Source organism: Streptomyces sp. 549, assembly GCF_030124175.1.
Lineage (GTDB): Bacteria > Actinomycetota > Actinomycetes > Streptomycetales > Streptomycetaceae > Streptomyces.
This window is the reverse complement of sequence record NZ_JASKMT010000021.1, coordinates 1-12,505: the sequence shown is the minus strand read 5'-3', so window position 1 is coordinate 12,505 and position 12,505 is coordinate 1. Positions and strand designations below refer to the sequence as shown.

The following is a 12,505-nucleotide window of genomic DNA, read 5'->3' as shown; positions in this document are numbered from 1 at the left end:
CCGCCGGCCGCCCCGCACCACGGGCCAGCGGAGACGGAGACGGGCGGTCAGGCCTGGAACTCGGTGAGGTCGATGGCGTGCACGCTGAGGGCGTAGCCGTGCTCCGGATGCGTCGCGGACCTCTCCGCGTCCATGCCGAGCTTGCGCAGCACGTTCTCCGAGGCCTCGTCCCCCGTGCGTACCAGAGCCACGACCCGCTCCAGCCCCCGGTCCTGGAGGGCGAACTCCAGCGTCGCGTGGGCGGCCTCGGAGGCATAGCCCTGCCCGATGAAGGGGGTGCCCAGGCGCCAGCGCAGCGACACCTCGTGGGCGGCCTCCGGCAGGAACTGCGGCACGGTCAGGCCGACGAAACCGGCCAGTTCGCCGGAGGCGAGGAGTTCGACGGCGAAGAGGCCGAAGCCCTCCTCGTCCCACTCCTCCTCCCACCGCTCGACGGCATCCGCCGTGTCGTCGAGGTCGCGGACCGACCCGTCGCCGGTCCAGCGCATGGCGCGGCTGTCCGCGTTGATCTCCGCCATGGGGACGAGGTCGTCGTCCCGCCAGCGGCGCAGGAGCAGTCGGGGCGTGCGGATCTCGGTCATTCCGGCATTCTCCCGGACGGGCTCCGTCCACCCCGAGCCGCCCCCCGCAGGCGTCCGGGTGCAGGCGGGAATGCGGAGGGCCGCCGGACGGCGCGTTGCGGCGCTGTCCGGCGGCCCTCCTCGGCTGCACCGGCGGGCATTCGGATCCGCGCCGTCGGTGAGCGCGTGCGGCTACGGGGTCTTCGGCGCTACCCGCAGGGCGCTGAAGTCCAGCGCCTCGGTGATCTCGCGCTGGGTCTGCTCGGCGACCTCCCTGGTCTCGGTGAGCACGTCACCGTGCTCGGCCACGAGACTGTGGTAGATCGGCGCGTCTGCTCTGTCCGCGGAGCTCACGTGGAGAACGTCCCTTCGAAAGGCGGTCGGCGTTCGGCCCCCGACCCGCTGTCGGAAGCGGTGGACGAGTGTACGGGGCACCGGTCAGGCGGTGAGCAGCGAGTCGTCCTCCGGACGCGCTCCGGGAAGCTGGTGTCGGGCGGCGATGAGCGCCGCGTCCACGTCCGCCGTGCCGGTGGAGACGCACAGCGTGTACGCGATGTCGTCCATGCGCTGACGCACCTCCGCATCGCCTTCTTCGGCGTGCAGGAACAGCAGTGCCTCGTACTGCTGGACAAGGTTGCGCAGCACCGCCGGGTGGGCCATCAGCATGCGGGTCTCCCCTCCAGGACGCGGGCGGCCCCTCGGCCGCCGCTCACAGCCGCCTGCTACCCGGCCTCTGAGTACTCATGCAGGGTGAAACAAGTCGGTTCACGCGGCGGCTCGGGCGCCGCGTCCGACGGATGACGCACCCGCGGGTCCGCCCGGAGAGGGAGGTGCCGGCATGAAGCCGGCCCGTCCGGGCACTCCGGGCGTCGGGCTGCTTCGCCGCATGTGCGCCGATATGCGGGAAGGGCCCGCATATCGACGACCACCGCCGTTCCGCGCAGAGAGGTTCCCCATGACGAGCAGCCCCGCCCCCTACGACGGCTTCACCTCGCTCCCCCTGGCGGGGACGTGGCGCACCGGCAAGGGTGAACCGCGCCAGGACGTGGACCCGTGGACCGGTGACGTCCTCCTGGAGATCCCGCAGGCCGACCTCGCGGACGCGGAGGAGGCGATGGACGCGGCCCGCTCGGCCCAGCGCGCCTGGGCCGAGCGGCTGCCCCGGGAGCGGGCCGCAGTGATGGCCGCCGCGGCCGACGTGCTGCGACGCCGCAAGGACGAGGTGACCCGCTGGCTGATCCGCGAGGGCGGCAGCACCGTCGCGAAGGCCGAGGCCGAGTGGGCCGCCACGGTCGCCGACTTCACCGAGGCCGCCTCGCTGCCGCACCGCGCGTCCGGGCGCATCATGCCGTCCGACGTCCCGGGCAAGGAGAGCCGGGTCTACCGCACGCCGCTGGGCGTCGCCTTGGTCATCAGTCCCTGGAACTGGCCGCTGCACCTGTCCTGCCGCTCCGTCGCGCCCGCCCTGGCGCTGGGCAACGCCGTCGTTCTCAAGCCCGCAGGCGACACGCCCGTCACCGGAGGCCTGCTGATCGCGAAGATCCTCCAGGAGGCCGGCCTGCCCGCGGAACTGCTCAGCGTGCTGGTGGCGCCCGGTGGCGAGGTCGGCGACACGCTCGTGGAGCACCCCGTTCCGCGCCTGGTGTCGTTCACCGGCTCCACTCCCGTCGGCAAGGGCATCAGCGCCAAGGCCGGCATCAAGAAGCTCGCACTGGAACTCGGCGGCAACGCACCGCTCGTCGTCCTGGACGACGCGGACGTCGACCGGGCCGTGGACGCGGCCGTCTTCGGCTCCTTCTTCCACCAGGGCCAGATCTGCATCCGGACCAACCGGGTCATCGTCGACGACACGCTGCACGACCACTTCGTCGAGCGCTTCACCGCCCGCGTCGGTGAGCTGACCGCCGGCGACCCCTCCGACCCAGCCACCGACATCGGCCCGGTCGTCAACCGCAAGCAGCTGGACGGCATCACCGACCTGGTCCAGCGTTCGGTCGACTCCGGCGCCGAACTGCTCACCGGTGGCGACGCCCGCGGGCCGTCGGGACTGCTGCTCCCGCCGCACGTGCTGCTCGGCACCGCGGGATGCCCCACCGCGGCGGAGGAGGTCTTCGGCCCGGTCGCCACCGTGCTGCGCGCCGCGGACGAGGAACACGCGCTGGCCCTCGCCAACGACACCGAGTACGGCCTGTCCAGCGCGGTCTTCACCGGCGACGCCGAACGCGGCGTCCGGTTCGCGCTGCGCGTCGACGCGGGCATGACCCACGTCAACGACCAGACGGTCAACGACCAGGCCAACACGGCCTTCGGCGGCGAGAAGGACTCCGGGCTGGGCCGCTTCGGCGGGGACTGGGCGCTGGAGGAGTTCACCACCGACCACTGGGTCAGCGTCCAGCACACACCCCGCACCTACGCCTTCTGAGCGTGCGCCGGGAAGCACCGCATCCACCACTGCGGCCGTACGGGAAACGCCGACAGGCGCTGACATACGCAGGCAGACGCCGACGCCGTTCCGTCCCGAGGGAGTCCGCATGACCGCAGCGACCTCGTCCCCCCGCCGGGCCCCCGGGGGCAGCAACTGGCTCTCCCTCGTGGTGCTGGTCGGCGTCTGCTACCTGGTGGCCGCGCTGGGCGCCCTGGCCAGCTCGAACGCCGGTGAGGTCTACGCCTCACTCGACCGCCCCGCCTGGGCGCCGCCCTCGTGGCTGTTCGGACCGGTGTGGACGGTCCTGTACGGGCTGATCGGCGTGTCGGCCTGGCTGGTGTGGCGCCGGCACGGCCCCGCGGCCCGCACGGCGCTGGTGTGGTGGGGCGTGCAGCTCGCACTCAACCTGGCGTGGACCCCGCTGTTCTTCGGCGCCGGCCAGTACGGGCCGGCCTTCGTCGACATCGCGGCGCTGCTCGCCGCCGTGGTGGTGACCCTCGTGCTGTTCCTGCGGCTTCGGCGGGCCGCCGCGCTCCTGCTGGTGCCGTACCTGCTGTGGGTCGCCTTCGCCGCCGCGCTCAACCTGTCGATCTGGCTGGCGAACACCTGACCGCGCCCCCGCCCGCCCGCCCGGCCGCGCCCGACCGGCGCCGGGCGACGGGGCGCGTCACGATGAGAGCACCGGCTGCCCGGGGGCGGCCGGTCCCGTCGAACACGGCGGGTTCCGGTACGTGGCTCCGGTACCTGACTCCGGGAGGTCGGCTTGACGAGCAGCGGTACGCGGCCGGGCCGGGTACGGCCCTGGGCGGTCGGGCTCGGTGCGCTCTGCGGTCTGTCCGCCGCCTACGCCCTGCTGCCGCTGGACTTCTTCGGACCCGAGCGGCCGGTCCACGGCTGGCTGGTGCTGCTGGCGCTGCTGGCCCTCGTCGCCGTCCTGCTCCTGCGGCAGATCACCCAGGTGCTGCTCGACCGGCACGACACCCGGCCCGGCCTGGTCATCCCGGTCCTCATGTGGTTCACGGTGCTCGTGTTCGCCGCGGCCTACCTGTCGCTCGCCAAGCAGCCCGGTCAGTTCGCCGGACTGCACACCCGGGTGGACGCGCTCTACTTCACCGTGGTCAGCCTGGCGACGATCGGCTACGGCGACATCGTGCCCACGGGCCAGTCGGCCCGCCTGGTCGTGATAGCCCAGGTCGGGTACGCGCTGGTCTTCCTCACCGCCGCGGCCACCGCCCTGAGCCGCCGGATACGCGGCCGACTCACCGGTCGGCCGGAGCACACCGACGGCGGTTGACGGCCCCTCGTCCCTCGCCGGCTGCCCGCGCCGTCCAGGGGAACGGCGTTCCCCTGGACGGCGGACAGGCCGCCCCCGGACAGGGGACACCGGCGGCGACCCCGCGCGTGCCGCCCGCACCCCGGCGCCGCGTTCCGCTACGAACGCCCCATGACCGCACAGCGAAGGATCCCCGCTTCCCTTGCCACCGCCGCACTCACCGGCGCCCTCGTCCTGGGGGCGGTGCCCGCCGCGGCAGCCGCCACCCCGCCGGCCTCCTCCACCCTGGTCTCCGAGAGCGGCTACGGCGACGTGACCGTGCGCTGCCCCGGGGGCCATGTGGCCACCGGCGGCGGCGTGGACGTCGACCACGACGACGAGGTCACCGCGTTCCGCTCCCGGCCGACCGCGGACGGCCGGGGCTGGGAGGGCGGCGCCTGGGGCGAGGTGGAGGTCAAGAAGCCCAAGAAGGGCAAGAAGGAGTCCAAGAAGGGCAGCAAGGACACCGACGAGGAGATCCAGGGGCTGCCGGTGACGGTCTACGCCGTCTGCTTCCCCGGCTGACCCGCCACGGCGGTCGGTTCCGCCGCGGTCGGGCTCAGACCCCGGCCGCGGCGAAACCGCCCTCGATCAGCTCGACGGGATTGCACGACGGCAGGTCGTCGAAAGGCTGGTCGGTGCAGAACAGCGCGACGAGTTCGGAGAACTCGGCCATGCGCTCCACGGGCGCGAGATGGTCCGACTCCTTGAGCGTGGTGAACCGGGCCGCGGGCAGGCACCGGGCGACGTCCCGCCCCATGCACGGTGTGGTGAGCGTGTCGTGCTCCCCGGTGACGACCAGAGCCGGCAGCCTGGGCAGCGGCTCGGGGCGGTACCACTCGTGTGCCGCCAGTCGGGTGTTGTGCTCCACCCACATCTCCAGCTCTCGCGGCCCCTGCTCGACGAACTGGCGGTGCAGGAAGCGCGCCATCGCCGCCTGCCTGCGGACCGGGCCGGCGGCGGGCGAGGAGACGAAACGCTGGACCAGTTCGTCGGCGATGTCGGCGGTCCTGCCCTCGGCGACCATGCCGCGCCATCGTGCGGCACTCTCCGCGTAGTCGTCGGGGACCCGCGTCGTCATGCCGACCAGCATCAGGCGTTCCAGCATCTGCGGGTAGTGCTGGGCGAACCGCACCGCGATGGCGCCGCCGAAGCAGGCGCCCACCAGGTTGACGCGGGTGATGCCCAGTTCGGTCAGCATGTGCCGGGTGGCGGCGGCCAGGAAGTCGATCCCGTAGCGGGCCGGGAGGAAGTCCGAGGTGCCGTAGCCGGGCAGGTCGACGGTGATCACCGACGACAGCCGGCCGAGCCAACGCTCGTGCCGCACCCAGGAGTACCGGTCCTGCGAGGACCCGCCGAGCAGCAGCAGCGGCGGCGCCACCGGCTGCTCCTGCGTGAGCACGCGGCACGTGAAGGCGAAGTCCGCGAAGCGCAGGTGGTGTTCCTCGACGCGGCCCGCAGCGACCGGCTCGGGCCGTGCCACGCCTGCGGTGATCGCCGCGGACTGATGAGGAATGGGGGTGTGTGACACCGAAGGGCTCCCAGGAACGCGGTTGTCGAACTGCGATCTCTACCACCCGAAGCACCTCGAAAGCACGCGAGCCACCCCTTCGAGGGCATGCCGCGCACACCAGTCCGACCGGTCGCCGTCAACCGGCGGCCGGGACGTCCTCCCGCATCGCCCAGGGAGAGCCGTACTCCCCCAGCAGGTCGAGGAACGGAATCGGTGGGAACGCCTCGGGCCCCAGCACGCCCGAGCCCGACCAGACGCCGTGGGCGAGCAGTTCCAGGGCGACGACCGGGTTGATCGCGGTCTGCCACAGCACCGCCTGGCTGCCGTACTCCCGCATCGACCAGGCGTTGTCCACCACGTGGTACAGGTACACCTCGCGCCGGCGGCCGTCGCGCAGGCCCGTCACCCTCGTCCCGGCACAGGTCCGGCCGCGCATCCGGTCGCCCAGCAGCGCCGGGTCCGGCAGGCAGGCCGCGACGACGTCCCGCGGTGAGACGCGGGCGGTTCCACCGCCTGCCGCAGTGACCTCGACCGGGTCCGTTCGGTCCAGCCCCAAGGTGTGCAGGGTGCGCAGCACGTCGGTGAACTCGGCGCCGAGCCCGTACTTGAACGTCACCCGCCGCGCGTCGAGCCGGCGGGGCACGAGCAGAACCTCCTCGTGCTCGACGTTGACGCACTCCACCGGGCCGATGCCCTCGGGGAAGTCGAAGACCTCCGGCTCACTGAAGGGCTCGGTGGTGAACCAGCCGCGGTCCCGCTCCCAGACCACCGGCGGGTTCAGGCACTCCTCGATGGTGGTCCAGATGCTGAACGTGGGCGCGAACGTGTACCCGTCGATGCGCAGGTCGGCGCCGTCGCGTACGGCGATCTCGTCGACGGTGTCGAACAGCTCGTCGCTGGCGTAGCGGGCGAAGACGTCCGACAGCCCGGGTTCGACGCCCATGCCCACCAGCGCCAGGAGGCCGGCCTGCCGCCAGTCGGCGTGCCGCGCGAACTGCGCGTCGCCCAGCTTCACCCCGCACTCGGACCAGGGGCTGGTGGGGTGCGGCGAGGACAGGGACATGGCCATGTCCAGGTAGTGGGCCCGACCGTCGAGCGCCGCCTCGAACAGCGGCATCACGAACCGCGGGTCGGTGGCGTTGAGCAGCACATCGCAGCGGTGGGCGCGCAGCAGTTCGCCGACCGCGCGCCGGTCCGTCGCGTCGACCGTGGCGGCGGTGAACCGCGGATCGCCGCCGCCGGTGCCGGCGACCGCCCGGTCGGCCCTGGCCGGATCCCGGTCGGCCACCACGAGGTGCTCGAAGAAGTCGCGACGCGCGGCGACACGAGTGATCGCCGTGCCCACCCCACCGGCACCCACCAGGAGAATCCGCATCCGGCCACCTCTTCCCGGTCCGGTGCCGGCGCTCGCCCGGCACCGCGCCGCCCGACACGGACAGCCCGGACGGGTGTCCGACACACCGACACACCGACACACAGCACTCTCTGTATAGGGCGCGCCGCTGACGACGGCAATCCCACCGCGTCCACTGCGGCCCCGAGTCGCGCACAGCCGCACCCGGACACGGGCAGCGCACGACCGTTCGACACTGCCGATCGGAAGCGACCGGCTTCGACCGCTTGCGCCCGCCGCGCTCACCCGTTGAGCCCATGTCATTCGTGGGCTTGTCGTACGAGTCCGCCGTTTCTGCACCGACATGCAATGATCCGGCTGCTTCGGCCCCGTGGTGGGGGCCGGCGGAAGGAGAGCGTGCAGATGGCAGCAGGACAGCGGCTCCGCGTCCGAGGACGGGCCGGGGCGGTGGCGTCGTGTGTCGCGGTGGCCCTGCTGGTTCCGGCCGGCGCGGCCCAGGCCGCCCCCGGCGGCCCCTCCGGGGTGCGGGCCCAGGGCGCCTACCTGCTGGACGGCCAGCGGAACAAGGCCCTGTGGAACCGCACCGCCGACACCCAGCGGCCGATGGCCAGCGTCACCAAGGTCATGACGGCCGTCGTGGTACTGGAGACGCCCGGGATGGACCTGTCGAGGCGGGTCACCGTGAAGCAGGCGTACCGGGACCATGTCGCCGAGCACGGCGCCAGCACGGCCGACCTGAAGAAGGGCGACCGGCTGACGGTGGGCCAGTTGCTGTACGGACTGATGCTGCCCTCCGGCTGCGACGCCGCCTACGCCCTGGCGGACACGTTCGGCACCGGCACCACAGCCCAGGCCCGCACCAGGTCGTTCGTCGCCCGGATGAACAAGAAGGCCGAGTCGCTCGGCATGACCAGGACCCGCTTCGACTCGTTCGACGGCGTGTCCACCGGAGGCCGCAACCACTCCACCCCCAGGGACCTGGCCAGACTCGGGCGCCGCGCGCTCGGCAACACGACGTTCACCACCGTCGTGAAGTCCCCCAGCACCCGGCAGAAGGCGGCCAACGGCCGCGTCTACACCTGGTACAACACCAACAAGCTGCTCGGCACCTACTCCGGCACCGTCGGAGTCAAGACGGGGTCCGGCACGACCGCGGGCCCCTGCCTGCTGTTCGCCGCGAAGCGCAACGGCCGCACGGTGGTGGGAGTGGCACTGAACAGTGCGGACCGCTTCCGTGACGCCCAGCGCATGCTGGACTGGGCATACGGGCCGGGCTCACCGAAGTGACCGCACCGCCGCGCCCCTCCCTCGCCGTGCCGGCCCGCCGTCGCGGGTGCCGCCGCCTGCGGCGGGCCGGTGCCCGGCGGCGTCAGCTGCTCGACGCCCAGGTGTGGGCGACGTCCACCACGACCCGTCCGCCGGTCTGGAACGCGCGGAACGGCAGCCGGGCCCGCACCCCGAGGCCTACCTGCGTGTCGCCCTCGAAGCTGCCGCCGAACCGGGCGTCACGGAAGGTGCGGTAGCCCGTCAGGTCGACGTTCGGCAGGGCCCGTCCGGCCCGTCCCGGATAGGTCGGGCTGCCGGTCTCCGGGTCGTAGCTCGGGGCCGCGACCCGCACCTCGATGACCGCGCCTCCGGAGACCGGGATGCGCTTGCCGCTGCCGTCCTGCCGCAGCTCGCTCACGTACTGCACGCGGTAGCCGACGGGCGTCGACGAGGTGGCGCCCCGCACGTCGAACACCATCCGGTCGAAGCAGTCGTGGCGGCCGGTCCTGATGTTCTCCAGCGGCCGGTGGGTCGAGGCGGCCGACGACTTGGGCAGGCTGCCCCAGGTGGTCGAGCAGCTCGCCGACGTGGCCGCCGGCGCCGAGGCCAGTGTGAGTCCGGCCCCCAGCAGGGCCATGATGCTGAGCACCGATGCCGATCTGCGCATTTCCCTCACCCCTCTGGTTGTCACCGCATCTCGGTGACAACCACGAGCAGACGCCGGAAATCACCCGGCGGCAAGAGGGCGATCCTCACTTGGGACACGGACCGGACATTTGAGTTCTGTCCGTTATGTACTACTGATCACCTTGCGGGTCACGGACGCCCGCCACCGCCCCACGGACGGGAGGGCGGCAAGCAGAGCCACGATCCGGCCGACCGCGCTCGGGGCAGTCGGAGGTGGCCGAATCCGGTCGGTGGGATCGGCCGGTTCCCGACCCTGCTGCCCCTTGCTACCCGGCCCGCGCGATTGTCAGACGGTGTGCAGCGCCAGGCCGTACCGGGCCAGGATCTCGTTGACCGGCTGGTGCCATGTCTCACCGCCCGTGGAGCGGTTGCCCCAGCCACCGGAGGTCACGCCCTGCGCCTGGTCGCCGCCGATGTAGGCGCCTCCGAAGTCGTCCGGCTGCGCACACACGCTGGTCTTGGTCATCTCGCGGACCTGCGTGCCGTCGCTGTGGTTGACGGTCTCGTTCTTCGCCGGCGCCGTGCCAGTGCCAGCCGGTGGTGGACCCGGAGCGGCAGACCGACGCCCCGACGGGCGCCTCCGCCGAGCCGCGCACCAGCCGGTCGGAGGTCGCGCCCCAGCCGAGGACCACCGGTTCCGTCCACCAGCCGTGCCCGATGCTGGCGTAGGCGTAGTCGTCGCCGGGGAACGAGGAGCCCCGGAAGGTGCCCATCTGGGAGCCGCCCCAGCCGCGCACGGTGTCCCCGGCGCGACCGCAGTGCCCGGCCGTCACGAAGCCGCCCCGGACGGAGAAGCCGATGGAGCAGCGCACTCGTTGCCGGTGTAGTAGGGGTCGCCGCCGACGGTTCCGGCGCGAAGGTGGTGGGGGCCGACCGCACGTCCGACCACGAAGGTGAGATCGATCTCAGCCTTTCGGGGTAGCGTAGGAACTCAGAAGCGCCATGTCCATACCAAATGACGCCATGCGCCGGGGAACCCGGAGGCACGCCGAAACTCCGCGTGCATGGCATGCGGTTGAAGGGGTAACTGCTGCCGAGGCAGCGCATACTCTGACCGGGGAGCCGCTCGTGCGCACATTCAGGACCCGCAGTCAGCCCAAGGCCGTCCCCGCCGGCGCACCACCGGCGGACCGGCCGCCCAGCCCGGAGGAAGCAGGCACGTCCGAGCGTCCCCGCGCCCCCGTACCGGCCGAACCGGCGCCCCGCGGCGGGCTGAGGCCGGCGCTGCGTGCGGTGCTGGTGGTGGTGGCCTTCGCGGGCATGGTGGTGTTCGCCGCGGTGCTCTCGCGGCTGACGCTGGAGCCCTCGGCGGCGTCGGAGTCCCTGACGTACAGCAACCTGGAGCCGGGCGCCTCCATCACCAACTACCTCGCGCAGCCCGCGTTCCAGGACGCCGTCAAACAGGTGGGCGGCAACATCGCGCTCGGCGTACCGTTCGGCATCCTGCTGCCCGTGCTGGCCCCGCAGACCCGCGGGCTGCTCCGGGTCGTGTTCACCACGGCGGCCGTGATGATGCTGGTGGAGCTGGTGCAGGGTGCGCTGATCACGGGCCGCACCTTCGACATCGACGACGTCATCCTCAACACCTCCGGCGCCCTGCTCGGGTACCTGCTGATCGGCCGCCGCCTGGGACGTGCGGTGCATCCGCACCGCCGGCACTGGTGGCAGCGCCGCAGGAAGCCGGCGGAGCCGCAACCCGAGCCGGATCCCGCGCCCTGATCCGCCGTGTGCCGTACCCGGGCCCGGGGCCACAGCGCGTACGGCACACGGCGGGTCAGGCTCGGGCGCGTACCTGGGCGGTGGCCTTGCGAGCGGCGACCAGCACCGGGTCCCACACCGGGGCGAACGGCGGCGCGTACCCGAGGTCGAGCGCCGTCATCTGCTCGACCGTCATGCCCGCGGTGAGCGCCACCGCCGCGACGTCCACCCGCTTGGCTGCGCCCTCGCGGCCGACGATCTGCACGCCCAGCAGCCGCCCGGTGCGGTGCTCGGCGAGCATCTTCACCCGCATCGGGGCGGCCCCGGGGAAGTAGCCGGCCCGACTGGTGGACTCGACGGTCGCCGTGACGAAGCGGAACCCGGCGTCCGCCGCCTGCTGTTCGAGCAGGCCGGTACGGGCGATCTCCAGGTCGCACACCTTGCTCACCGCGGTGCCCACCACACCGGGGAAGGTCGCGTAGCCGCCCCCGATGTTGGTGCCGATCACCTGGCCCTGCTTGTTGGCGTGCGTGCCGAGCGCCACGTGCCGGGTGCCGCCGGTGAGCAGGTCGGTCACCTCCACGCAGTCGCCGCCCGCCCAGACGCCCTCGTGGCCCCGGACCCGCTGGGCGAGGTCGGTCAGCAGGCCGCCCGCCTCCCCCAGGGGAAGTCCCGCCTCACGGGCCAGCGCGGTCTCCGGACGGACCCCGAGGCCGAGCACCACCAGCTCCGCCGGATAGCGCTCCTCCTCGGTGAGCACCGCGACCGCCCGGCCGTCCTCACCGGTCTCCACCTCGGTGACGGCGGCGCCCATGGCGGTGGTGATGCCCATACCGCGCATCGCCTCAGCGACCAGTTCACCCATGTCGGGGTCGAGGGTGGCCATCGGCTGCTCGGCGCGGTCCAGGACCGTCACCCGGTAGCCGCGGCGCACCAGCGCCTCCGCCATCTCGACGCCGATGTAGCCGGCGCCCACCACCACCGCCCGGGGCGCCTCGGCGGCGTCGCGCAGCCGGTCCACCTCGGCCAGCAGCGCCTCGCCGTCGGAGAGGGACTGCACGCCGTGCACCCCGGGCGCGTCGACGCCGGGCAGGGGCGGGCGCAGCGGCCGGGCGCCGGTGGCGATCACCAGTTCGTCGAAGGGCGTCCAGCTCTCCTCGCCGGAGTCCGCCGAACGGGCCAGCACCCGGCGGCGGTCCAGGTCGATCCGGGTCACCTCGGTACGGGTGCGCACGTCGATGCCGCGGGCCCGGTGCTCCTCGGGGCTGCGCGCGATCAGGTCGTCGCGCGACTCGACGTCGCCACCGACCCAGTAGGGAATGCCGCAGGCGGAGTACGAGGTGAAGGCGCCCCGCTCGAAGGCGACGATCTCCAGTTCCCCGGGCCTCCTGAGCCGGCGGGCCGCTGACGCGGCCGACATGCCCGCCGCGTCACCGCCGACGACCACCATGCGCTGACCGGCTCCCATGACCCGCACCCGCTTCCGCTGCGTTGACGTCGGTTCGTGTGGACGCGCCGACGGCAGGCGTCCGCCGCCGACTCTGCCACATCACACCTGGAGGGCGGATCGGCCCACCGGCCCCGTGGGGGAAGGCCGGTGGGCTGCCCTGCGGTGCCCCGGCGCCGCGGCCGAGGGCCGACGGCCGGAGAGCCGACGCGGCTCGCGGGGGCGGGGGCGGGGGCGGGGCAG

The 12,505-nt window shown here is 72.9% G+C and carries 13 protein-coding genes and 1 pseudogene; 6 read left to right on the top strand and 8 right to left on the bottom strand.

All coding sequences use genetic code 11. The annotated features are described in order from the left end of the window. Positions 1–47: 47 nt before the first annotated feature. The 3 genes from QNO07_RS20735 to QNO07_RS20725 all read right to left on the bottom strand — a co-directional run bounded on the left by QNO07_RS20735 (position 48) and on the right by QNO07_RS20725 (position 1,226). Positions 48–581: a GNAT family N-acetyltransferase gene (locus tag QNO07_RS20735; protein ID WP_283993716.1), complete on the bottom strand. Its 534-nt coding sequence runs from the start codon at positions 579–581 to the stop codon at positions 48–50. Positions 582–752: 171 nt separating this feature from the next. Continuing rightward, positions 753–914: a hypothetical protein gene (locus QNO07_RS20730; RefSeq protein ID WP_283993715.1), complete on the bottom strand. Its 162-nt coding sequence runs from the start codon at positions 912–914 to the stop codon at positions 753–755. 84 nt (positions 915–998) lie between these two features. Next, positions 999–1,226 (bottom strand): DUF5133 domain-containing protein, encoded by a 228-nt coding sequence (locus QNO07_RS20725; protein WP_283993714.1) that lies wholly within the window; start codon positions 1,224–1,226, stop codon positions 999–1,001. A gap of 289 nt (positions 1,227–1,515) precedes the next feature. Here QNO07_RS20725 and QNO07_RS20720 point away from each other — a divergent pair, with 289 nt between their 5' ends. From QNO07_RS20720 to QNO07_RS20705, 4 genes are all read left to right on the top strand, one after another. Next, positions 1,516–2,982, top strand: a complete 1,467-nt coding sequence (locus QNO07_RS20720) for an aldehyde dehydrogenase family protein (RefSeq protein WP_283993713.1) — start codon at positions 1,516–1,518, stop codon at positions 2,980–2,982. A 109-nt stretch (positions 2,983–3,091) separates the two neighbouring features. After that, a complete protein-coding gene (locus QNO07_RS20715) occupies positions 3,092–3,595 on the top strand; it encodes a TspO/MBR family protein (protein WP_283993712.1) in 504 nt (167 codons plus the stop codon). 153 nt (positions 3,596–3,748) lie between these two features. Next, the gene (locus QNO07_RS20710; protein WP_502961897.1) at positions 3,749–4,279 is read left to right on the top strand and encodes a potassium channel family protein; all 531 of its coding nucleotides are present in this window, start codon (positions 3,749–3,751) and stop codon (positions 4,277–4,279) included. A 150-nt stretch (positions 4,280–4,429) separates the two neighbouring features. Continuing rightward, complete coding sequence (locus QNO07_RS20705) at positions 4,430–4,822, top strand: hypothetical protein (RefSeq protein WP_283993711.1); 393 nt, start codon at positions 4,430–4,432, stop codon at positions 4,820–4,822. 34 nt (positions 4,823–4,856) lie between these two features. On the opposite strand, the gene QNO07_RS20700 is transcribed toward QNO07_RS20705, so the two are convergent. Further along, on the bottom strand, positions 4,857–5,828 hold the full coding sequence (locus QNO07_RS20700; protein ID WP_283993710.1) for an alpha/beta fold hydrolase: 972 nt from the start codon (positions 5,826–5,828) through the stop codon (positions 4,857–4,859). 118 nt (positions 5,829–5,946) lie between these two features. Then, positions 5,947–7,185, bottom strand: a complete 1,239-nt coding sequence (locus QNO07_RS20695; RefSeq protein WP_283993709.1) for a saccharopine dehydrogenase family protein — start codon at positions 7,183–7,185, stop codon at positions 5,947–5,949. A gap of 381 nt (positions 7,186–7,566) precedes the next feature. Between QNO07_RS20695 and QNO07_RS20690 the strand changes: the two genes are divergently transcribed. Next, the gene (locus tag QNO07_RS20690; RefSeq protein WP_283993708.1) at positions 7,567–8,451 is read left to right on the top strand and encodes a D-alanyl-D-alanine carboxypeptidase family protein; all 885 of its coding nucleotides are present in this window, start codon (positions 7,567–7,569) and stop codon (positions 8,449–8,451) included. Positions 8,452–8,533: 82 nt separating this feature from the next. On the opposite strand, the gene QNO07_RS20685 is transcribed toward QNO07_RS20690, so the two are convergent. Beyond that, a complete protein-coding gene (locus QNO07_RS20685) occupies positions 8,534–9,097 on the bottom strand; it encodes an AMIN-like domain-containing (lipo)protein (protein WP_283993707.1) in 564 nt (187 codons plus the stop codon). A gap of 306 nt (positions 9,098–9,403) precedes the next feature. Then, positions 9,404–9,976, bottom strand: a pseudogene (locus tag QNO07_RS20680) (S1 family peptidase); the annotation flags it as partial. Between the two features lie 209 nt (positions 9,977–10,185). On the opposite strand from QNO07_RS20680, the gene QNO07_RS20675 reads away from it, so the two are divergent. Beyond that, complete coding sequence (locus QNO07_RS20675; RefSeq protein ID WP_283993706.1) at positions 10,186–10,836, top strand: VanZ family protein; 651 nt, start codon at positions 10,186–10,188, stop codon at positions 10,834–10,836. Between the two features lie 55 nt (positions 10,837–10,891). Here the strand turns inward: QNO07_RS20675 and QNO07_RS20670 are convergent, their stop codons facing one another. Continuing rightward, positions 10,892–12,283 carry an FAD-dependent oxidoreductase gene (locus QNO07_RS20670; protein ID WP_283993705.1) on the bottom strand — a complete coding sequence of 464 codons (1,392 nt, stop codon included), beginning with the start codon at positions 12,281–12,283 and terminating at the stop codon, positions 10,892–10,894. Positions 12,284–12,505 lie beyond the last annotated feature (222 nt).